This window comes from Massilia niabensis, from assembly GCF_042655085.1.
Classification (GTDB): Bacteria; Pseudomonadota; Gammaproteobacteria; order Burkholderiales; family Burkholderiaceae_D; genus Telluria; species Telluria niabensis.
Map to the genome: position 1 here is coordinate 37,659 of NZ_JBHSMU010000015.1, position 21,069 is coordinate 58,727.

Genomic DNA, 21,069 nt, shown 5'->3' on the forward strand with positions numbered 1-21,069 from the left:
AGGGCAGTTGCGAAAGATGGGTCCGGTAAAATGGGCGGATGAATACGATCGAACCCCACATTTTCGCTCCCGCAGCGGACGACGAAGTCGACTTCCAGCGCCGCTTCGGCGGCATCGCCCGCCTCTACGGCGAGCGTGCCTTGGAACGCTTCCGTGCGGCGCACGTTTGCGTGATCGGCGTCGGCGGCGTCGGCTCGTGGATCGTCGAGGCGCTGGCGCGCAGCGCGGTCGGCCACCTGACCCTGATCGACCTCGACAACGTGGCCGAGTCGAACATCAACCGCCAGATCCAGGCCCTGAGTTCCACCATCGGCCAGCCGAAGATCGAGGCGCTGCGCGACCGGATCGCGCAGATCAATCCGTTTTGCCAGGTCACCCTGGTCGAGGATTTCATCGATCCGGACAACCTGGCGCAGATGATTGACGGTAAGGGGCCTGGCGCGGCGCGGTTTGACTACGTGGTCGACGCAATCGACAGCGTCAAGGCCAAGGCCGCCCTGATCGCGTATTGCCGCGACCATGCCTTGCCCCTGATTGTCATCGGCGGCGCCGGCGGCCAGGTCGATCCGACGAAAATCGAAGTGCGCGACCTGGCCCGTACCGAGCAGGAGCCGCTGCTGAAAAAGGTGCGCAAGCTGCTGCGCGCGGAATATGGCTTCTCGCGCGGCGAGAAACAGAAATACCATATTGACGCCGTGTTCTCGATGGAACCGCTGCGCTATCCGGAAGCGGAAGACGCTTGCGAGATCGGTTCCAGCGTCACCGGCCTGAACTGCGCGGGCTTCGGGTCGAGCATGGTGGTGACGGCCAGCTTCGGCATGATCGCGGCCGGCCACCTGCTGCGCAAGATGGCCGAGGCGGCGCCAGTGGCAGGTGACCTGGAAGTGAGCTCTGCCGCTTAGGCTACCTTTCCAGGGGCAGCCTTGTTATCATAGGTTTCATTGAAATCCTGTCATTGAAAGAGCCCTCATGATGCGTCGCACCACCTTTGTCGCCTTGCTGCTGGCAGCCGCCGCCGCCAACGCCCAGCCGGGCGCGCAGCCCCCCGTCACCCCGGCCAACGCGCCCCAGCCCGCTACTACTTCCACGCCAGCCAGCGCCGCCGACCAGGCCGCGGCCGCGACGCGCCAGCAGGGCGTGCAAAGCGCCGCCGACCCGGCAGCCGCCGCCTCGCAACAAGCCGCCGGCCAAGCCGCACCAAGCAGCCCTGACGCCGCCGGTGCCGGAGCTGCTGCAGCAGCGGCTGCCGCTGCAGCCCAGCCCGTTCCTCCGGCGGCACCGGTGCCGACCGGTCCCCAGCTCGAGATCGTCGACCGTGTCGTCGGCAAGGGCAAGGAAGCCACGACCGGCAGCCAGGTTCAGGTCAACTACACAGGCTGGTTCCACAAGCCGTTCTCGAAAAACGGGCGCGGGCGCAAGTTCGATTCCTCGCTCGACGCCGGCCGCACGCCGCTCGAATTCCGCCTCGGCGCGGGCAGCGTCATCAAGGGCTGGGACCAGGGCATCGCCGGCATGAAGGTGGGCGGCAAGCGCACCCTGATCATCCCGAGCCAGCTCGCCTACGGCAAGCGCGGTGCACCGGGTGGCTCGATTCCGCCGGATACCGACCTGATCTTCGATGTCGAGCTGATGGGCGTGAAGTAAGTCCAGTAAGTCCAATTTGTTACCAACGCGGGGGATACGATGCGAATTGCAAACGATGTCACTGAACTGATCGGCAACACACCACTGGTCAGGATCCGCAAGCTGGGAAGCGATGGCGCGAGGGCCGAGATCCTCGCCAAGCTCGAGTTCCACAATCCCGCCCACAGCGTCAAGGACCGCATCGGACTGGCCATGATCGAGGCGGCCGAGGCGGCCGGCAAGATCGGCCCCGACACCGTCATCGTCGAGCCGACCAGCGGCAACACCGGCATTGCGCTGGCCATGGTCTGCGCGGCGCGCGGCTACCGCTGCAAGCTGGTCATGCCGGAAACCATGAGCAACGAGCGGCGCATGCTGCTGCGCGCCTATGGAGCCGAACTGGTGCTCACGCCGGGGCCGGAAGGCATGCTGGGAGCGATCCGCCGCGCCGAGGAAATCGTCGCCAGCGACCCGCGCGCCTTCATGCCGCAGCAATTCAACAATCCCGCCAACCCGGAAGTCCACCGCCGCACCACGGCCGAGGAAATCTGGGCCGACACCGACGGCAAGGTCGATATCGTCGTGGCCGGCGTCGGCACCGGCGGCACCATTACCGGCGTGGGCGAAGTGCTGAAGGAGCGCAAACCCGGCTTCCAGGCGATTGCGGTCGAACCCGAAGCCTCGCCGATGCTGTCGAAAGGCACCAAGGGGCTGCACCCGATCCAGGGCATTGGCGCCGGCTTCGTGCCGACCGTGCTGAATACCGCCATCTACGACGAAATCATCACGGTCAGCAACGAGAACGCCTTCGAGACGGCGCGCGCGGCCGCCCGCGAGGAGGGGCTGCTGGTCGGCATCTCTTCAGGCGCGGCACTGTGGGCCGCGCTGCAGGTGGCGCGGCGGCCGGAAAATGCGGGCAAATTGATCGTGACGATCATTCCGTCGTTCGGGGAGCGGTATTTGAGTACGCCGCTGTACGCCAACCTGGCGGGGTAAATAGCCGGCCGGGGACTGCGCCCCCGGTCCTGTACAGCGTGGAGTCCTGACTCCACGCTGTCGTACCGATGCTAACAATGAAGTAAAGGAATGCGCATAAAAAGGTGCGCGGTGAACAGTGCCTTATGCGTGCTGCATCCCCAGCGCGCACCCGTGCGTGGTCGTCCCTTCTTCCACCTGCAAGGTGCAGTGGTGAATCGCAAAGTCCTTGCGCAACTGCACCACGATCTCGTCGATGGCCCGGTCGCCAGGGTAGCCGCCGGGCATGACCAGGTGGGCGGTGAGCGCCGTTTCCGTGGTGCTCATGGCCCAGATGTGCATGTCGTGCACCTCGGCCACGCCGGGACGCCCGGCCAGGAAGCCGTGGATTTCGGCGGCATCGACGCTGCTTGGCACCGCCGCCATGACCAGCCCCACCGATTCGCGCAGCAGCGACCAGGTGCCGACGACGATCACCAGCACGATCGCCAGGCTCACGGCCGGGTCGAGCCAGGTCCAGCCGGTGCCCATGATGACCAGGCCCGACACCACCACGCCGAGCGAAATCGCGGCATCGGCCGCCATGTGCAGGTAGGCGCCGCGGATGTTGATGTCGCCCTTGCTTCCGGCCAGGAACAGCCAGGCCGAGAAGCCGTTCACCGCCACGCCGATCGCGGCCACGACCGACACCGTGATCCCCTCGACCGCCGGCGGCGCGGCGAAGCGCTGCACCGCCTCCCAGCCGATTGCGCCGCAGGCCAGCAGCAGCAGCAGGGCGTTGGCGAGCGCCGCCAGGATCGACGAGCTGCGCAGACCGTAGGTGTAGCGCGCACTCGGTGCGGTTTTGCCCAGCACCGCCGCGCCCCAGGCCAGCACCAGCCCCAGCACATCCGACAGGTTGTGGCCGGCATCGGCCATCAGCGCCGTCGAGTTGGCGACGAAACCGTAAAAGAACTCGATGGCGACGAACGCCGCGTTGACGCCGATTGCCAGCGCGAATGCGCGGCCATGGCCGCGCACCGGGTGGTGGTGATGGTGGCCGTGCCCGTGATGGTGGCCGTGATCGTGGTGGTGGTGGTGATGGTGGTGGTGGTGGTGATGGTGGTCGTGGCTCATGCGTCGATTCCGTTGGGGGTTTCCGCGACATGCTCGAACATGTTGGCGAGCAGGGTGCTGATGTGGGCGTCGGCGGCCGAGTAGAACACCTGCTTGCCCTGGCGCTCGGCCTTGACGATGCGCGCCGCGCGCAGCAGGCGCAGGTGGTGGCTGACGAGCGAGCTCGAAAGCAGCAGCGCGGCGGCGATGTCGCCCACGGCGGTGGGCTGGGCCAGGCAGGCCAGCACGATGCGCAGCCGGGTCGGTTCGCCCAGCAGGTGGAACAGGTCCGCCACCTGGGCGACGGCGTGATCGAGTTCGTCGGGTTTGGTCATCATCAACATGTGAATGGATGTTCACATGTTAGTGGAAACGGCCGGCTCCGGCAAGCCAAAAGGCGCCAAAACCGGCCTCGCCAACCGCTTGTCTATCGAACGGGGGGTAAACGTGAGTGACGATTATAATTATCGTTGTATTAATAAATGCAAACAGTTGACATCCCCCATCAGGGAATAAAACGTTGAATTAGATCAAGAAAATTTCTCCAAGTCAGCTCTAGTTGTTACTAGGAATTGCTGGCAGAGATAAACGTCTGTTCGTTATACGGAATGCAGCCTGGGGCGGTTCGACTATGAACCCAAGGGACAACTAAACATAGTTAGGATAGATAAATGACAAAGAATATTGCCATTGTTGGCGCGGGATTTTCGGGAGCTGTGATTGCCAACCAGCTGGCCAAAGCGGGATATACCGTCGAAGTGTTCGAGTCGCGCCCGCACGTTGCCGGTAATTGCCATTCCGAACGCGATGCCGAAACTGGCGTCATGCTGCACGTATATGGCCCGCACATTTTCCACACGGATAATGAACGCGCATGGGAATTCGTGAATCGCTACAGCGAATTCAAACCTTACGTGAATCGCGTCAAAGCAATTACCAATGGCAAAGTCTTTACGCTGCCAATTAACTTGCTGACGATTAACCAGTTCTTCAACAAGACCTTCCGTCCGAAAGAAGCGGAAGAATTCCTGACGACGCTGGGCGACAAGTCGATTGAAAATCCGCAAACCTTTGAAGAGCAGGCCCTCCGCTTTGTCGGGCGCGACCTCTACGAAGCCTTCTTCAAGACCTATACCGTCAAGCAGTGGGGCCTGCAGCCGAGCGAACTGCCGGCCAGCATCCTGAAGCGCCTGCCGGTGCGCTTCAACTACGACGACAATTATTTCAGCCACAAATACCAGGGCATGCCGGCCGAAGGCTACACGGCGCTGGTGCAGAAGATCATCGACCAGCCTGGCGTGACCGTGCACCTGAACACCCGTTTCGACCCGGCCCTGAAAGCGGACTACGACCACGTCTTCTACAGCGGCCCGATCGACGCCTGGTTCAACCATGCCGAAGGCCGCCTGCCGTACCGCACGCTCGACTTCGAAACCTTCCGCGAAACCGGCGACTACCAGGGCAACGCGGTCATCAACTACTGCGACAACGCCCAGCCGTACACCCGCATCACTGAGCACAAGCACTTCTCGCCGTGGGAACAGCACGAGAAGTCGATCATGTACGCGGAGTACAGCCGCCAGTGCGAAGAGAAGGACATTCCGTACTACCCGATCCGCATGGCGCGCGACAAGGAGCAGCTCGAGCGTTACATCAACCTCGCGCAGCAGGAAACCAACGTCACCTTCGTCGGCCGTCTCGGTACCTACCGTTACCTCGACATGGACGTGACGATCAACGAAGCGCTGATCACGTCGGACAAGTTCCTCGAGTGCGCGCGTGACAAGGGTGCGATGCCGGCCTTTACCATCAACCCGCTGGGTTGATTCCCGCCGCGTAGCTTGATCGCTGCCTCGAAGCCCGCCGCATGGCGGGCTTTTTCATTTCCGGGCGGCGTTCAGCCCGGCAGCTCGCCCACGAGGATCAGCGATACCGGCTTGCCGGTGTCGGGAGGGACCGGTTCGCGCACCTCGGCGAGGCGCAAGCCGTTCTCGGTGAACAGCGCCATCCAGCCCGCCATCGTGCGGAAATACCAGGGCGGGGCGTCGGCGAAATCGCTGTTGAAACCGGCCCAGCTTCCCTCGCGCCAGCCGTCGGCATAGGGCGCGTCGCCACAGGAGGCGAAAGGGTGGACTGTCTGCACGACCAGGGCGCCGCCCGGGCGCAGGTAAATCGGGGCCGCCTTGAACAGGCCGCTCACCGCTTCGTTTCCGATCAGCGAAAAATTGCAGATGGCGATGTCGAACGCGCCCTGCAACTCGCCCGCCGCGATCTGCTCATACGACATCACCCGGAATTCGCCACCGCCGGCGCCCCGCGCCGCGTCGACCAGGCCGGGGATGGCGTCCACGCCCACCATCTCGACGCCTGCCAGGGCGCGCACCAGCCAGCCTTCGCCGCAGCCGAGGTCCACGCCGGTACGGGGAGCGCGCGCACGCACCGTTTCGAGGATGGCGGCATCGGTCACCAGCGCCCGGCTGGCGATCTCGCGGCCGCGCACCGCCGCGATCCACGGGTCGCTGTTTTTCGACCAGGCGTCGACGACGCCGGCATCGGTCAGGGGAGTCACGGGGTCAGTCATCGCGTCAGTCACGGCGTCCCTTTCATGTGTTCGAGTGCCTGGATGATCACGGCATCGTTCGGATGCGCCGCCACGGCGCCCAATCGTGCAAGCGGCACCAGGTGCACCGCCTGGGTTTCCCAGCCCATGGCCGCCGGGCTGCCGCCGATCCGGCGCGCCAGGTAGTAGCGGGTAAAGGTCTGGGTGCGGCGCATGTCGAGCAGCCAGGCGGTGAGGTCGACAGCCAGGCCCGATTCCTCGAATGCCTCGCGGATCGCCGTGTGCTGGAGGCTGGTGCCGGGATCGACGCGGCCTTTCGGGAAGGTGGCCTCATAGCCGCCGAACCCGTTCGTCGGCGACACCAGCCAGACCCGCCCGTCTTCCTCGACGGTCACCACGCCGGCCGCGGCCGCCATCCCGGCGGGCAGGACGTAGGGCGGCTCGGCGACCGGACTGGTCGGCGCCGCCAGGCTTCCTGTCCACGGCCTGAACGGGATGCCGCCCAGCTCCTCCGGCAGCGCGCCGCCAGGCACCACGGTGGCAATCCGGGTGGGATCGCTCCAGGTCGTCAGGCAGGTGGGCAGGCTGGGCAAATGAATGGTGACCGGCTGCCCATGATCGTTCAGGAAAGGATGTCTCACGGCCGGGCTTGGCCTTCCCGCAGTTGTCCTTCCGTATCGCGCACTTCGACCGGCCCGAGTTTCAGCTTTTCCAGCTGCGGCAGGATGCGCTTGCGCTCGCCGACCGCCACCACGACCAGCCGGGCCGGATCGAGATAGCGTTTGGCGGCGGCCTGCACGTCGGCGGCGGTGACGGCCGCCAGGCGCGCGGGCAGGGCGCTGTAGTAGTCGAGCGGCAGGTCGAACACGAAGGTTTCGGCCAGGCTGGCGCCAATGTCGCTGTTGGTCTCGAAACGGTTCGGCAGCGACAGCAGCTCGGCGTTGCGCGCGCCCGCCAGTTCGGCCCCGTCCAGCGGCTTGTCGACCATGGCCTGTGCTTCGCGCAGCAGTTCGGACACCGAGGCGCCGGTGACGTTGGCGCGCACGCTGCCGGCGATGACGAACGGGCCCGGCGTGCGGTCGTAGCGAAAGCCCGAATACACACCGTAGGTATAGCCCTTGTCCTCGCGCAGGTTCTGGTTGATGCGGCTGGTGAACAGGCCGCCAAAGGCCGCGTTCATCACTTCCAGCGCCGGATACAGCACCGTCTTGCGCTCGGCGCCGAGGACCGTCAGGCGCAAGGCCGTCTGGCCGGAGCCAGGCTGGTCGACCAGCACCACGCGGGCACGGGTCGGGGCAGGGTCGCCCGGCACGATCCGGGGCGCTTCTTCACCCTTCCAGCCCAGGAAGCGCGCTTCGGCCAGGGCTTTCAGGTCCGAACGCGAGATGTCGCCCGAGACCACCAGCGCCGCATTGCCCGGCACGTAATGGCGGCGCCAGAACGTCAACAGATCCTCGCGCGTCACGGCGCGGATCGCGGGCTCGGTGCCAAGCTGGCCGAAGCCGTAGGGGTGGCGCGAGCCGTACAGGGAGGCGTTGGCGGCCAGCGCCGCGACGATTTCCGGCTCGTCGCGCTGCTGGATCAGGTCGCCCAGGCGGCTGGCGCGCTGGCGCTCGACTTCGGCGGTCGGGAAGGCCGGGTTGCGCACCACGTCGGCCAGCACGTCGAGCGCGGCGCCGAAGTTTGCACGCAGCGCCAGCAGGGACACGCTCGAGGCGTCGGTGCTGCTGCCGGCGTCCAGGAACGCGCCCAGTTGCGCGACTTCGTCGGCAATGCGCGGGGCGCTGCGGGTGGCCGTGCCCTCGGTCAGCATCTGCGCGGTGAAGCCGGCCAGGCCCGGCAGGGCATCCGGGTTGGCATCGGACCCGCTCCTGATCACCAGCTCGGCCGCCACCAGCGGCAGCGCCGGATTGTAGTGGTGGATCACGGTCAGGCCGTTGGCCAGCCTGAAGGATTCGCCGCGCGGCAGGTTCATGTTCGGCGCCGGCCCGGCTTTCGGCATCTCCGCGCGCCAGGCCTCGGCTTCGTTGATGCCGCCCGCGCCCTTGCCGCTGCGCGCTTTCGGGGGTTTTGGGGCCGGTGGATCGGGCGGCAGTTCCGGGATGCCGGGAACGCCGGCGACCAGCACCCGCGAGCGCTCCTGCAGCCAGGTGCGCGCCGCGCGCTGCACGTCGCGGGCGGTGATCTGGCGCAGGCGCGCCACGTCCTGGGCCAGGTAGCCGGGGTCGCCCGTGTACTGGTTGTAGTGGTTCAGCTGGTCGGCCAGGCCATCGCCGCCCAGCTTTTCCAGCGAGCTCAGGATGGCCGTTTCGATCTGGTTGCGCGCGCGCTCGACCTCCGCGTCGGACGGGCCGGTGTCGCGCAGCGCGGCCAGCTCGGCGTCGATCGCCGCTTCCAGCTCGGCCGGGGTGTGGCCGGTGCGCGCCGTCACCTCGATGGTAAAGGTCGAGGTCAGGGCGCGCGAGTCCTGGTTGGCGTCCACGTCCTGTGCGATCTGGCTGCCGTAGACGAGCGACTTGTACAGCCGGCTCGACTTGCCACCGGCCAGGATCTGGGCGGCCACGGCCAGCTCCGCATCACCTTCCTTGTAGGCGGGCGGCGTGAGCCAGCCCATGTACACGCGCGGCAGTTCGACCCGGTCCGGCACCACCAGGCGCTTTTCGACCGTGATCGGCGGCGTCGCCACTTTCGGGCGCGCCACGGCCGGGCCGCGCTTCAGGCTGCCGAAGTATTTGGTGACCAGCGCCCGCGTCCTGACCTTGTCGATGTCGCCGGCAATCACGATGCTGGCGTTGTTCGGGCCGTAGTAGCGGGTGAAGAAATCGCGCACGTCGGCCAGTTTCGCGTTCTGGATGTCGGTGTGCGAGCCGATGACCGAGGCGCGGTAGGGATGGTCGTTCGGGAACAGCGCGTGGTTCAGCGCTTCCTCGACGATCCCGTAGGGCTCGTTCTCGACGCTCTCGCGGCGTTCGTTGCGCACCACGTCCTGCTGGTTGGTCAGCGACTTCTGGTCCAGCACGTCGAGCAGGTAGCCCATGCGGTCGGCATGCACCCACAGGGCCAGCTCGAGCTGGTTCGAGGGCACCGTGTCGTAGTAGTTGGTGCGGTCGTAGTCGGTACTGCCGTTGCTGTCGCTGGCGCCGGCACCTTCCAGCAGGCGGTCGGCGAGGCCGCGCGGCAGGTGCTTGCTGCCGGCGAACATCATGTGTTCGAACAGGTGCGCGAAGCCCGTCAGGCCGGGCACTTCGTTGGCCGGGCCGACGTGGTACCAGACGTTGACGGCCACCAGCGGCAGGCGCTTGTCTTCGACCAGGATCACCTGCAGGCCATTGGGGAGCGTGTACTTGTCGAAGGCGATGGCCGGGATGCCGGGCACGTTGTTACTAGTAGTGGCCGCTGCGCCCGACGTGGCGGTGCCGCCGGTCTGTGCGCCGGCCCCATTCAGGGCCGCCATCAGCAGCGATGCGGCGACCAGCGGACGGGTTTTCATGTGATGCTCCTGGCGAAGATGGTAAGAATAGTGACGAGATGCGGTTCAGTGGCAACGCCCGCTGCCGCGGTCGGGCGGCGAGGCGTTCGGCAGGGTAGGTGGGGTCGCTTCCAGCAATTCCCAGTCGTAGCCGCCCGCGTACAGGCGCAGGCGCAGCACGGCGTTGCGGCTGGCATCGCGCGCTTCGCTGTGCGCCCTGATGCGCAGGAACGGCGTGGCGTAGGCGCCGCCGGTGCCGACCACGAACTGGCGCATGCCGGCGGGATCACGGCGGCCCTGCGCGTCCTGCGGCGCGAAGCGTTCGTAGTCGTGGTCGTGGCCGGACAATACCAGTTCGGCGCCGGCCGCGTGCAGCAGCGCCCAGGCGTCCTTCATCTTCGGCATGCTGCCGTGCCCGCCCGAGCTGTACAGCGGATGGTGCCAGAACGCCAGCGTGCAGGGCTTGGTTTCCGACCCGGCATCGGCTGCGGCGGCGGCCGCCAGCTCCTCCTTCAGCCAGGCCAGCTGGACCGCGTGCGGTGCCGGCGCCAGGTTGCTGTCGAGAGAAATGATGCGCCACCCACCGAGGCGCAGGCTGTAATAGCCCCGCCCGGCGCGCTCGCCGAAGTAGGCAAAATAGGGCAGCGCGCCCTTCGTGTAGTACTCGTGGTTGCCGGGCGAGGGCCAGGTGCGGTCCTTGAAGCGGCCCCAGGTCGGCCCATAGCAGTTGGCGAACTCGGCGGCCGTACCAATGGGGTAGGTGTGGTCGCCCAGCGTCAGGACGACCGCGTTCGGGTCGGCAGCCAGGCCGGCCGCCACCACGGCGGCGGTATCAAACGCGCCCGACCAGCGCGGGTCCGGATGGCGGCAGCGCGCGATGTCGCCGGCGGCATAGACGACCTGGACCGGCTGGCGGGGATCAGGCGAAGCAGGGGGCGCCAGTGCGGGCGCAGTGGTAGGCGAAATGCAGGCGGCCAGCAAGGCGGCCACCAGCAGCGCGCCGGCGCAGCAGGCGAGGGAAGGCGGCGGGGCCGGCCGGCGCCGCACTATTCAATGAAACGCAGCAGGCCGCGCAGCGCATGCGCCACCGTCTGCTCGCGCACGGACTGGCGGTCGCCCTGGAACACCAGGCGCTCGGTATGGGTGCTGTCGCCGCGCGCCCAGCCGAAGCACACCGTGCCGACTGGCTTGCCCGGCACCGCGCCGGTCGGGCCGGCGATGCCGGTGGTCGAGACGGCGGCGTCGGCGGTGCTGTTGGAAAGCGCGCCCTCGGCCATGGCACCGGCCACTTCCTCGCTCACCGAGCCGAACTGCGCGATCAGCGCGGCCGGCACGTCGAGCATTTCGGTCTTGGAGGAATTCGAGTACGTCACGAAGCCGCACTCGAACCAGCCGGTCGAGCCGGCGATTTCGGTCACGGCCTGCGACACGCCGCCGCCGGTGCACGATTCGGCCGTGGCCAGCACCAGGCGCTTGGCCTGCAGCGCCGCCCCCACTTTCGTTGCAAGATCGATCAGGTCGTTCGTCACGTGCAGCTCCTTCAGCTAATGAACTCAGTCATGGGGCACCGGGCGCCGGCAGCCGGCCGGCGGCAGCGGCAACGGTGGCCGCGCACCAACCATTCTAGCGCGCCGTGGCCGGGATCGGTATGGCAAACTTGCAGGGAAACTCGGCCGGCGCTACCCAAATACGACATGTGCGGGTAGAGTGACAGCCGAGTCCGGCAAAGGAAAATGTTCCATGGGTATTTGTTGTGCGACATCGCGATAATCCGGGCTGCTATCCTGCATCGCGGCATGTCCTGCCGCGTTTCTTTTTTCCAATGGTATCCATGGCGCCTGATCCTTCCACGCGCAGCCGGGAAAAGGCGGTGCGCTCGTGATTGCATTGCCGTCGATCCGCAAGAAGCTCGTCGCCGTCGTCATGGCCACGACGCTGGCCGCGGTGCTGGTCTCGGTCGGCCTGATCATTGTCTATGACCTGCGCAGCTACCAGCGCTCGCTGGTGACCGACCTGTCGACCCAGGCCGAGCTGGTCGGGCACATGACATCGGCCGCGCTGGCCTTCGACGACGCCCGCCTCGCCGGCGAAAACCTGGCGCTGCTGCGCACCCGGCCGATGGTGCGCTCGGCCGCCATTTTCGACGAGAACGGGCGCCTGTTCGCCTCGTATGTGGCGAGCGGCGCCCCGACCACGCTCCCGTCACGGCCGGGAGGCTCGGAGGCGCGCATTGAAGGTGATCATCTGGTGCTGTTCCGGCCGATCGTGGAGAACGGCGACACCATCGGCACGGTCTGGCTGCGCGCCGAGAACCGGCTGCTGGCGCGCACGCTCGATTATCTCGGGATCGCGCTGGGCGTGACGCTGCTGGCGCTGGCGGTGGCCTGGCTCCTGATGCACCGCATCGGGCGCGTCATCACCACGCCGATCGTGGCCGTGACCGGCATCGCGCGCGAGGTCGTCGCCACCCGCGACTATTCGCGCCGGGCGCCGCGCATCGGCAACGACGAGGCGGCGGAGCTGGCCGATTCGTTCAATGCGATGCTCGTCGAGATCGAGCAGCGCACGCGCGAACTGGAAGGCTCGAACGCGGAAATCGCGCGCGAAGCGAACGAGCGCGCCCGTGCCCAGCAGGAAATCATGCGCCTGAACGAGCAGCTCGAAGAGCGGGTCGACGAACGCACGCTGCAGCTGGCGCTGGCCAACGCCGAACTGGCCAACGCGATCGACGAGGCGAGGAACGCCAACCAGGCCAAGTCGGCCTTCCTGTCGTCGATGAGCCATGAGCTGCGCACGCCCTTGAACGCGATCCTGGGCTTTGCCCAGATCCTCACCTCCGAGTCGCTGCCCACGACCGAGGCCCAGAAGAAGGAATTCGCCAGCCATATCCTCAAATCCGGGCGCCACCTGCTCACCCTGATCAACGAGATCCTCGACCTGGCGAAGGTGGAGTCGGGCACGATTTCGCTGTCGATGGAGCCGGTCGAGTTGGGCGAGATCCTGCGCGAGTGCCGCACGATGGTCGAGCCGCTGGCGGCGGCGCGCGGCGTGCGCGTGCTGTTCCCGGAGTTCGCGGAGCAGGCCAGCGCCATGCTGCTGGCCGACCGCACCCGCCTGAAACAGGTACTGTTGAACCTGCTATCGAACGCCATCAAGTACAATCGCGATGCCGGTGCTGTTGTGCTCGATTGCACCCAGGTCAACCCGGGGCGGCTGCGCATTGCGGTCCAGGACACGGGCATGGGCCTGCGCCCGGACCAGGTCGACAGCCTGTTCCAGCCGTTCAACCGCCTGGGCCAGGAAGCGGGCGCCCAGGAGGGCACCGGCATCGGCCTGGTGGTGACGCGGCGCCTGGTGGAGCTGATGGGAGGCACCATCGAGGTCACCAGCAGCCCGGGTGTGGGCAGTGTGTTCGCGATCGAGCTGGCGAGTACCGCGCCGCTGGCGGGCACCATCGATCCGGCCGCGCAGCCTGTGCCGGCGCCAGCCCGCCGCGCCGCCGGCGAGCCGCATTTGCTGCTGTATGTGGAAGACAATCCCGCAAACTTGAAACTGGTGGAGGAAATCGTGCGCTTCCGGCCTGATCTGCGCCTGCTGGCGGCCGGCGACGGCCCGCTCGGCCTGTCGCTGGCGCGCACGCACCGCCCGGAGATCATCCTGATGGACCTGAATTTGCCTGGCATGAGCGGTCTCGAGGTACTCAAAGAACTGCGGCGCGACCCGCGTACGGGCGCCATCCCCGTAATCGCGCTGACCGCGAGCGCCATGGCGAGCGACGTCGAGCGCGGCATCGAGGCCGGCTTCTTCCGCTATCTCACCAAGCCGATCGACATCGACCGCTTCAACGAAGCGATCGACAGCACGCTCGCCCATCTGCGTAGCGCGTTGCGTACCGGGCCGGGCGCGGCCGGAGGCATGGCTTCATGATCACGCCCGCCGACATCCGCCGCGCACGCGTGCTGGTCGTGGACGACCAGCCGGTCAACGTGCAACTGCTGGAATACCTGCTGAAAACCACCGGCTACGAGAATGTCTACAGCACGCTCGACCCGCGCCAGGTGGCGTCGCTGCACCTGAAGTACCGCTTCGACCTGATCATCCTCGACCTGCACATGCCGGGCATGGACGGCTTCCAGGTGATGGAGGCGTTAAAACCGCTGGAAAGCGAATCCTGGCTGCCGGTGCTGGTGGTGACGGCCGAACCGGACAAGAAGCTGGCGGCGCTGGAAGCGGGCGCGCGCGACTTCATCGGCAAGCCGCTCGACACGGTCGAGGTGATGACGCGCATCCGCAACCTGCTGGAGATGCGCCTGATGCACCGCGAATCGCGCGAGCACGGGGTGCAGCTGGAACGCACCGTGCGCGAGCGCACCGCGACCCTGGCGCGCTTTCGGAGCGCGATGGACGCCACCACCGACGGCATCTTCCTGGTCGACGCGGCCAGCCTGGCGCTGGTGGATGTGAGCGACGGCGCCTGCCGCATGCTCGGCTTTTCGCGGGAGGCCCTGCTACGCATCGATCCGGTGGCGCTCGGCCTGACCACGGCCGCCCAGTTGCAGCGCCACCTGGCAACCCAGGGCGCCGCCCACGAGGCCGACATCACCGAGACCGAACTGCTGCGCGCCGGCGGGGAGGGTGAGGTGCCGGTCGAGATCAGCTGGCAGTGGCAGGAAGCCGGCTCGAGCAAGCTGCTGATCGCGGTGGCGCGCGACATCAGCGAGCGCCGCCAGGCGGAGCGGCGCCTGAAGCACGCGGCCAGTTTCGACGCGCTCACCGGCCTGCCGAACCGCACGCTGTTCTTCCAGAACCTGCGCGAGACGATCGAGCTGGCGCAGGACAAGGCCTGGCGCGTGGCGGTGCTGTTCATCACGCTCGACCGCTTCAAGATCGTCAACGATTCGCTCGGGCCGCTGCTGGGCGACGAGCTGCTGCGCGAATTTTCAAACCGCCTGGTGCGCGTGATGGACATGCGCGACGCCGTCGGGCGCCTGGGCGGCGACGAATTCGCCGTGATCCTGAACATGACGCGCGAGCAGCAGGACGAGCCGGCCCACGTGGCCAACGAGATCCGCGAGGCGCTCAGGGCGCCGTTCGAGCTCGGGGGCCAGCAGGCGGTGCTGACGGCGAGCATCGGCATCGCCGTCTACCCGGACGACGCGGTCGACCCCGGCACGCTGGTGAAATATGCCGACACGGCGATGGTGCGCGCCAAGGAAGCCGGGCGCGACGGCTACCGCTTCTTCACGGCGGGCATGAATGTGCAGGTGCTGGCGCGCCTCGACCTCGAAGTGGCGCTGCGCGGCGCGCTCGAGGGCGGTCAGTTCGTGCTGCACTACCAGCCGAAGCTGGAGCTCTCCACCGGCCGCGTCTGCGGGGTCGAGGCGCTGCTGCGCTGGGAGCGGCCCGGGCACGGCCTGGTGTACCCGGCCGAATTCGTGCCGGTGCTGGAAGAAACCGGGATGGTGGTGCGCGTCGGCGACTGGATCATTGACCAGGCCTGCCGCCAGATCGCGCAATGGAATGCGCACGGGCTGCGCGAAGTGCGCGTCGCCGTGAATGTATCGAGCCGCCAGTTCGTCGAAGGCGACCTCGAGGGCGTGGTGCGCGCCGCGATCGAGCGGCACGGCATCGAGCCGGGCATGCTCGAGCTGGAGCTGACCGAAAGCGCCCTGATGACCAATGCCGAGCGCACCATCGACGTGCTCGAGCGCCTGAAAGCGCTGGGCATCCGGATTGCGATCGACGATTTCGGCACCGGCTACTCGAGCCTGGCCTACCTGAAGCGCTTCCCGATCGACAAGCTGAAAATCGACATCGCGTTCGTGCGCGACATCGTCACCAACCCGGACGACGCGGCCATTGCGCTGGCGATCATCAGCATGGCGCACAGCCTGCACATGCAGGTCATTGCCGAAGGGGTGGAAACGCGCGCGCAGATGGCCTACCTGCGGCGCCACCGCTGCGACGAGATCCAGGGTTTTCATTTTGCGCGCGCCCTGCCGGCGGCGCAGCTGGCGCAGCTGGTGCGCCAGAACCGCGAAAGCCCGAACAAACCGACGGACGACGACAGCAACGTCCAGACCCTGCTAGTGGTGGACGGCGACCCCGACACCCTCAGCGCGCTGCACCGGCTGCTGCGGCGAGATAACTACCGGGTGCTGACGGCCTCGACCCCGCTCGAGGCCTTCGAGCTGCTGGCGCTGTACCGGGTGCAGGTGGTGATGTGCGACCAGCGCATGCCGGTCATGAGCGGCACTGAGTTCCTGAGCAAGGTAAAGGAAATGTACCCGGACACGATGCGCATTATCCTGTCCGGCTACACGGGAGTCGACACCGTGCTCGACTCGATCAACCGCGGGGCGATCTACAAGTTCTACACCAAGCCCTGGATTGACGCTGAACTGCGCGACAACGTGCGGCTGGCGTTCCGGCATTACTGGATGGAGCATGGGCCGTATGATGACCGCAAGGTGCCGAGGACGGGGTAGGGTGGACGGCATCAACCTTGCGGGGTGATTATTCTTCCCCGAAGTGATCCCACCCCTTCACATCCATCTGCAGCGCCTTGCCCGCCGCATCGACCAGCCGCAAGCCCGGCTGCGCATCGATGGTCCCGACGCGGGTGACGGGCGTGTGGGCCATGGCCGCCGCCGCGAGCACGGCGTCGCGCTGGCTGGAGGGCACGGTGAAGCACAATTCGTAATCGTCGCCGCCGGCCAGCGTGAAACGGCGGCGCAGGGCCAGCGGCTGGCGCGCCAGCGCCGGGCCGGGTGGCAGCGCATCGACCCCCAGCGTGGCGCCCACCTTCGAGGCGTCCAGGATGTGCGCGAGGTCGCCTACCAGCCCGTCCGAGATGTCGAGCGCGGCGTGCGCCACCGGCAGCGCGGCCAGCGCGCGCCCCAGCGCCACGCGCGGCTCGGGCATGTGCATGCGGGTAGCGGCCAGGGCGTGCTGTTCGCGATCGATCGCCAGCTCTTTCCAGTAGCCGGCCAGCGCCAGGCGTGCGTCGCCCAGGGTTCCTGAAATCCAGATGTCGTGGCCGGCGCGGGCGGCGTCGCGCCGCAGCGCGTGGCCGGGCGCGACCTCGCCGAACACGGTGATGCAGACGGCCAGCGGCCCGCGCGTGGTGTCGCCGCCGACCAGCTCGCAGTCGTGCAGGTCGGCCAGCGCGAACATTCCGTTCGAGAACGCTTCCAGCCACTCCGGGTCGACCCCCGGCAGCGACAGGCCCAGCGTGAAGCCGACCGGGCGCGCACCCATTGCCGCCAGGTCCGACAGGTTCACGGCCAGGCATTTATGTCCGAGCATGCGCGGATCGGCGCCGGCGAAGAAATGCCGCCCTTCGATCAGCATGTCGGTCGAAATGGCGGTCTGCATGCCGGGGGTGGGCGCCAGCAGCGCGCAGTCGTCGCCAATGCCGAGCACGGCGTTGCCGGCGCGGGCGCGGCGGAAATATTGTTTGATGAGGTCGAATTCGGAAAGCATGCCCTGATTTTAACGCGAGCGCCTGCGCTGCCCGGTTGGCTGCCGTCTTTTATCACCTTCCCTGCCTCGCGACTTCCATAGGTCTTGCTTATTCGATGATGCCATCTATCAGTTAAGCTTATGAAACGACAGAGGGTGGAAAATACGTAGCCGGCAGCAATGGTTGGTCTGATAAAATTGGAGGTTCCCCTCTAAGTTCAGGAAGGCTGCACAGCATGGATTCGTCATCCGATAAAAAAGAAGAATTACGCCAACAACTGCGTACTGCAGCCCTCGAATACCACCAGTTTCCGCGTCCGGGCAAGATCAGCGTCACGGCCACCAAGGGCCTGCTGAACCAGCGCGACCTGGCACTGGCCTATTCGCCGGGCGTGGCTGCGCCTTGCGAGGAAATCGTCAAGGACCCCGGGGCATCGTTCAAATACACTGCCCGCGGCAACCTGGTGGCCGTGATCACGAACGGTACCGCCGTGCTGGGCCTGGGCAACATAGGCCCGCTGGCTTCCAAGCCCGTCATGGAAGGCAAGGGCGTGCTGTTCAAGAAGTTCGCCGGCATCGACGTCTTCGACATCGAGATCAACGAAAGCGATCCGGACAAGCTGGTCGACATCATCGCTTCGCTCGAGCCGACCTTTGGCGGCGTCAACCTGGAAGACATCAAGGCGCCCGAGTGCTTCTACATCGAGCGTAAATTGCGCGAGCGGATGCAGATCCCGGTCTTCCACGACGACCAGCACGGCACCGCGATCATCGTCGGCGCGGCCATCCTGAACGGCCTGAAGGTCGTCGGCAAGGACATCAAGAACTGCAAGCTCGTGGTCTCGGGCGCGGGCGCGGCGGCACTGGCCTGCCTCGACCTGATCGTCGACCTCGGCTTCCCGATCGAAAACATCTATGTGACCGACCTGGCCGGCGTTGTTTATAAAGGCCGCGTCGAACTGATGGACCCGGACAAGGAACGCTTCGCGCAAGAAACGCCGCTGCGCACCCTGTCGGAAATGATCCCCGGCGCCGACATCTTCCTCGGCCTGTCGGCCGGCGGCGTGCTCAAGCAGGAGATGGTTGCCAGCATGGCGGCCAACCCGATCATCCTGGCGCTGGCCAATCCAAACCCGGAAATCCTGCCGGAAGACGTCAAGGCCGTGCGCAGCGACGCCATCATCGCCACCGGCCGTTCGGACTACCCGAACCAGGTGAATAACGTCCTGTGCTTCCCGTACATGTTCCGCGGCGCGCTCGACTGCGGTGCGACGACCATCACCCGCGAAATGGAAATCGCGGTGGTGCACGCGATCGCCGACCTGGCCCATGCCGAGCAGTCCGACATCGTCGCTTCGGCCTACGGCATCACCAACCTGTCCTTCGGCCCGGAATACCTGATCCCGATGCCGTTCGACCCGCGCCTGCTGACCCACATCGCCCCGGCGGTCGCCAAGGCGGCGCAGGACGGCGGCGTCGCCACGCGCCCGATCGAGGACCTGGCGGCCTACGCCGAGAGCCTGCAGCAGTTCGTCTACCGCAGCGGCACCTTCATGAAGCCGCTGTTCTCGGTGGCCAAGGCAGCGCAAGCCGAAATCAAGCGCATCGTCTACGCCGAGGGCGAGGACGAGCGCGTGCTGCGCGCGGTGCAGGTGGTGGTCGACGAGAAACTGGCGCGCCCGATCCTGGTGGGCCGCCCGGCGGTGCTGGAACAGCGCATCGAGAAGTTCGGCCTGCGCCTGAAGCAGGGCGTGCACTTCGACGTCATCAACCCCGACTTCGACGAGCGTTACCGCGACTACTGGCAGACCTACCACCAGATGGTGATGCGCAAGGGCGTGACCGCGGACATGGCCAAGCTGGCGATGCGCCGCCGCCATACCTTGATCGGCGCGATGATGATCCACAAGGGCGACGCCGACGGCATGATCTGCGGCACCTACGGCACCACCTGGACGCACCTGGATTTCATCGACAAGGTGCTGGGCCGGCGCGCAGGCACGAACGTGTATGCGGCGATGAACATCGTCATCACGCCGGAGCGCCAGCTGGCGATGCTCGACACCCACGTCAACGACAACCCGAACGCCGAGGAAATCGCCGAGATGACGATCATGGCGGCCGAGGAGCTGGAGCGTTTCGGCATTACCCCGCGCGTGGCGCTGCTGTCGCATTCCAACTTCGGCACCTCGAACAGCGAGTCGGCGCAGAAGATGCGCGCCGCGCTCGCGATCGTGCAGGAAAAGGCGCCGAACATGGAGATCGACGGCGAGATGCACGGCGACGCGGCGCTCGATTCGAAAATGCGCGCCAAGATCATGCCGCAGTCGACGCTCAAGGGCGATGCCAACGTGCTGGTGATGCCGAACATCGAGTCGGCCAACATCGCCTACAACCTGCTCAAGACCGCCGCCGGCAACGGCATCGCGGTCGGCCCGGTGCTGCTCGGCTGCGCGCGCCCGGTGCACATCCTGACGCCATCGGCCACGGTGCGCCGCATCGTCAACATGACGGCACTGTGCGTGGTGGATGCGGTGTCGAATCGGTAACCGGTAACCGAACCGGGGATGGCAGGCGGCTGGAAGTTCCGGCCGCTTGCTGTCCTTTTGCGTTTGATACATAGGCGAGCGTGCTCGCCTGTTTTTTCATCCCGGGATAAGTAACAATCCGTAAGCGCCCACCATCCGCTATAGCATTTTAGATAATAATGCGCTGGCCTGACGGTGCCCCGTCCTGTTGCGCGCGTCCTCGTGCACGCCAAAAAGCCTCTGTTACAATATGGGGTTGCCTGAAAAGTATTTACCGCGCACGACATTCATCCGGAATTCTTACACTATGCAGAACACAACAAAAAGAGCCGTCATCACTGGCATCACTGGCCAGGATGGGGCTTATTTGGCCGAATTACTTCTCGAAAAAGGTTACCAGGTCACCGGTACCTTCCGCCGTGCCAGCTCCACCAATTTCTGGCGCATCGAGGAACTCGGCATCGCAGCGCACCCGAACCTGTCGCTGGTCGAATACGACCTGACCGACCTGGCGTCGAGCATCCGCCTGCTGCAGAATGCGCAACCGGATGAGGTTTACAACCTGGCGGCGCAAAGTTTCGTCGGCGTGTCGTTCGACCAGCCGCTGACGACCGCGTCGATCACGGGCCTGGGCGCCGTCAACCTGCTCGAGGCAATCCGCGTCGTCAACCCGAAGATCCGCTTCTACCAGGCGTCGACCTCCGAGATGTTCGGCAAGGTGCAGGCCATTCCCCAGGTCGAGGACACCCCGTTCTACCCGCGCAGCCCGTACGGCGTGGCCAAGCTGTACGCCCACTGGATGACGATCAATTACCGCGAGAGCTATGGCATCTTCGGTTCCTCGGGCATCCTGTTCAACCACGAGTCGCCGCTGCGCGGCCGTGAGTTTGTCACCCGCAAGATCACCGATTCGGTGGCAAAGATCGTCCTGGGCAAGCTCGACGTGCTCGAACTGGGCAACCTCGACGCCAAGCGCGACTGGGGCTATGCGAAAGAATACGTGGAAGGCATGTGGCGCATGCTGCAGGCGGACCAGCCGGACACCTATGTGCTGGCCACCAACCGCACCGAAACCGTGCGCGATTACGTGACGATGGCCTTCAAGGCCGCCGGCATCGGCATCGAGTGGAGCGGCAGCGGCGAAAACGAAACCGGCGTCTGCACCCGGACCAGCAAGATGCTGGTGCGCATTTCGCCGAAGTTCTACCGCCCGGCCGAAGTCGAGCTCCTGATCGGCAACCCGGAAAAAGCCAGGCGCGAGCTGGGCTGGGAGCCGAAGACCACGCTCGAAGAGCTCTGCCAGATGATGGTCGAGGCCGACCTGCGCCGCAACAAACAAGGCTTCTCGTTCTGAC

At 66.1% G+C, this 21,069-nt stretch carries 16 protein-coding genes; 8 read left to right on the forward strand and 8 right to left on the reverse strand.

What is annotated here, in order from left to right:
• The first annotated feature begins 38 nt into the window (after positions 1-38).
• From tcdA to cysK, 3 genes are all read left to right on the forward strand, one after another.
• On the forward strand, positions 39-902 hold the full coding sequence (tcdA, locus tag ACFPN5_RS14645; RefSeq protein ID WP_379784488.1) for a tRNA cyclic N6-threonylcarbamoyladenosine(37) synthase TcdA: 864 nt from the start codon (positions 39-41) through the stop codon (positions 900-902).
• 67 nt (positions 903-969) lie between these two features.
• Positions 970-1,644, forward strand: a complete 675-nt coding sequence (locus ACFPN5_RS14650) for an FKBP-type peptidyl-prolyl cis-trans isomerase (protein WP_379784489.1) — start codon at positions 970-972, stop codon at positions 1,642-1,644.
• A gap of 39 nt (positions 1,645-1,683) precedes the next feature.
• Complete coding sequence (gene cysK / locus ACFPN5_RS14655) at positions 1,684-2,619, forward strand: cysteine synthase A (protein ID WP_379784490.1); 936 nt, start codon at positions 1,684-1,686, stop codon at positions 2,617-2,619.
• 123 nt (positions 2,620-2,742) lie between these two features.
• Here cysK and ACFPN5_RS14660 read toward each other — a convergent pair whose 3' ends face one another.
• A complete protein-coding gene (locus ACFPN5_RS14660) occupies positions 2,743-3,714 on the reverse strand; it encodes a cation diffusion facilitator family transporter (protein ID WP_379784491.1) in 972 nt (323 codons plus the stop codon).
• On the reverse strand, positions 3,711-4,031 hold the full coding sequence (locus ACFPN5_RS14665; protein ID WP_379784492.1) for an ArsR/SmtB family transcription factor: 321 nt from the start codon (positions 4,029-4,031) through the stop codon (positions 3,711-3,713). The genes ACFPN5_RS14660 and ACFPN5_RS14665 overlap by 4 nt, the downstream gene beginning before the upstream one ends.
• Positions 4,032-4,364: 333 nt before the next feature.
• Between ACFPN5_RS14665 and glf the strand changes: the two genes are divergently transcribed.
• Positions 4,365-5,519 (forward strand): UDP-galactopyranose mutase, encoded by a 1,155-nt coding sequence (gene glf, locus ACFPN5_RS14670; RefSeq protein ID WP_379784493.1) that lies wholly within the window; start codon positions 4,365-4,367, stop codon positions 5,517-5,519.
• A gap of 71 nt (positions 5,520-5,590) precedes the next feature.
• Here glf and ACFPN5_RS14675 read toward each other — a convergent pair whose 3' ends face one another.
• The 5 genes from ACFPN5_RS14675 to ACFPN5_RS14695 are packed head-to-tail and all read right to left on the reverse strand — an operon-like array spanning position 5,591 to position 11,251.
• Positions 5,591-6,262, reverse strand: coding sequence for a class I SAM-dependent methyltransferase (locus tag ACFPN5_RS14675; protein ID WP_379784494.1), 672 nt, complete (start codon positions 6,260-6,262; stop codon positions 5,591-5,593).
• Between the two features lie 20 nt (positions 6,263-6,282).
• On the reverse strand, positions 6,283-6,894 hold the full coding sequence (locus ACFPN5_RS14680; RefSeq protein ID WP_379784495.1) for an NUDIX hydrolase: 612 nt from the start codon (positions 6,892-6,894) through the stop codon (positions 6,283-6,285).
• Positions 6,891-9,743: a M16 family metallopeptidase gene (locus ACFPN5_RS14685; RefSeq protein ID WP_379784496.1), complete on the reverse strand. Its 2,853-nt coding sequence runs from the start codon at positions 9,741-9,743 to the stop codon at positions 6,891-6,893. The genes ACFPN5_RS14680 and ACFPN5_RS14685 overlap by 4 nt, the downstream gene beginning before the upstream one ends.
• 45 nt (positions 9,744-9,788) lie before the next feature.
• Positions 9,789-10,769, reverse strand: a complete 981-nt coding sequence (locus ACFPN5_RS14690; protein ID WP_379784497.1) for a metallophosphoesterase family protein — start codon at positions 10,767-10,769, stop codon at positions 9,789-9,791.
• Positions 10,769-11,251, reverse strand: coding sequence for a CinA family protein (locus tag ACFPN5_RS14695; protein WP_379784498.1), 483 nt, complete (start codon positions 11,249-11,251; stop codon positions 10,769-10,771). Before ACFPN5_RS14695 ends, ACFPN5_RS14690 begins: the two co-directional genes overlap by 1 nt.
• Before the next feature lie 349 nt (positions 11,252-11,600).
• Here ACFPN5_RS14695 and ACFPN5_RS14700 point away from each other — a divergent pair, with 349 nt between their 5' ends.
• Both ACFPN5_RS14700 and ACFPN5_RS14705 read left to right on the forward strand, forming a co-directional pair.
• Positions 11,601-13,649 carry a sensor histidine kinase, YfiR-like protein-associated gene (locus ACFPN5_RS14700; RefSeq protein ID WP_379784499.1) on the forward strand — a complete coding sequence of 683 codons (2,049 nt, stop codon included), beginning with the start codon at positions 11,601-11,603 and terminating at the stop codon, positions 13,647-13,649.
• On the forward strand, positions 13,646-16,210 hold the full coding sequence (locus ACFPN5_RS14705; RefSeq protein WP_379784500.1) for an EAL domain-containing protein: 2,565 nt from the start codon (positions 13,646-13,648) through the stop codon (positions 16,208-16,210). The genes ACFPN5_RS14700 and ACFPN5_RS14705 overlap by 4 nt, the downstream gene beginning before the upstream one ends.
• A gap of 28 nt (positions 16,211-16,238) precedes the next feature.
• Here the strand turns inward: ACFPN5_RS14705 and thiL are convergent, their stop codons facing one another.
• Positions 16,239-17,207: a thiamine-phosphate kinase gene (thiL, locus tag ACFPN5_RS14710; protein WP_379784501.1), complete on the reverse strand. Its 969-nt coding sequence runs from the start codon at positions 17,205-17,207 to the stop codon at positions 16,239-16,241.
• 215 nt (positions 17,208-17,422) lie between these two features.
• Between thiL and ACFPN5_RS14715 the strand changes: the two genes are divergently transcribed.
• The gene (locus ACFPN5_RS14715; RefSeq protein ID WP_379784502.1) at positions 17,423-19,735 is read left to right on the forward strand and encodes an NADP-dependent malic enzyme; all 2,313 of its coding nucleotides are present in this window, start codon (positions 17,423-17,425) and stop codon (positions 19,733-19,735) included.
• A 286-nt stretch (positions 19,736-20,021) separates the two neighbouring features.
• Positions 20,022-21,068, forward strand: coding sequence for a GDP-mannose 4,6-dehydratase (gene gmd / locus ACFPN5_RS14720; protein WP_379784504.1), 1,047 nt, complete (start codon positions 20,022-20,024; stop codon positions 21,066-21,068).
• Position 21,069: the final 1 nt, after the last annotated feature.

Bases quoted from the DNA above. Each gene is read 5' to 3' on its own strand.
- tcdA (WP_379784488.1), top strand. From the start codon at position 39: ATGAATACGATCGAACCCCACATTTTCGCTCCCGCAGCGGACGACGAA.
- ACFPN5_RS14650 (WP_379784489.1), top strand. From the start codon at position 970: ATGATGCGTCGCACCACCTTTGTCGCCTTGCTGCTGGCAGCCGCCGCC.
- cysK (WP_379784490.1), top strand. From the start codon at position 1,684: ATGCGAATTGCAAACGATGTCACTGAACTGATCGGCAACACACCACTG.
- ACFPN5_RS14660 (WP_379784491.1), bottom strand. From the start codon at position 3,714: ATGAGCCACGACCACCATCACCACCACCACCACCATCACCACCACCAC.
- ACFPN5_RS14665 (WP_379784492.1), bottom strand. From the start codon at position 4,031: ATGATGACCAAACCCGACGAACTCGATCACGCCGTCGCCCAGGTGGCG.
- glf (WP_379784493.1), top strand. From the start codon at position 4,365: ATGACAAAGAATATTGCCATTGTTGGCGCGGGATTTTCGGGAGCTGTG.
- ACFPN5_RS14685 (WP_379784496.1), bottom strand. From the start codon at position 9,743: ATGAAAACCCGTCCGCTGGTCGCCGCATCGCTGCTGATGGCGGCCCTG.
- ACFPN5_RS14705 (WP_379784500.1), top strand. From the start codon at position 13,646: ATGATCACGCCCGCCGACATCCGCCGCGCACGCGTGCTGGTCGTGGAC.
- thiL (WP_379784501.1), bottom strand. From the start codon at position 17,207: ATGCTTTCCGAATTCGACCTCATCAAACAATATTTCCGCCGCGCCCGC.
- ACFPN5_RS14715 (WP_379784502.1), top strand. From the start codon at position 17,423: ATGGATTCGTCATCCGATAAAAAAGAAGAATTACGCCAACAACTGCGT.
- gmd (WP_379784504.1), top strand. From the start codon at position 20,022: ATGCAGAACACAACAAAAAGAGCCGTCATCACTGGCATCACTGGCCAG.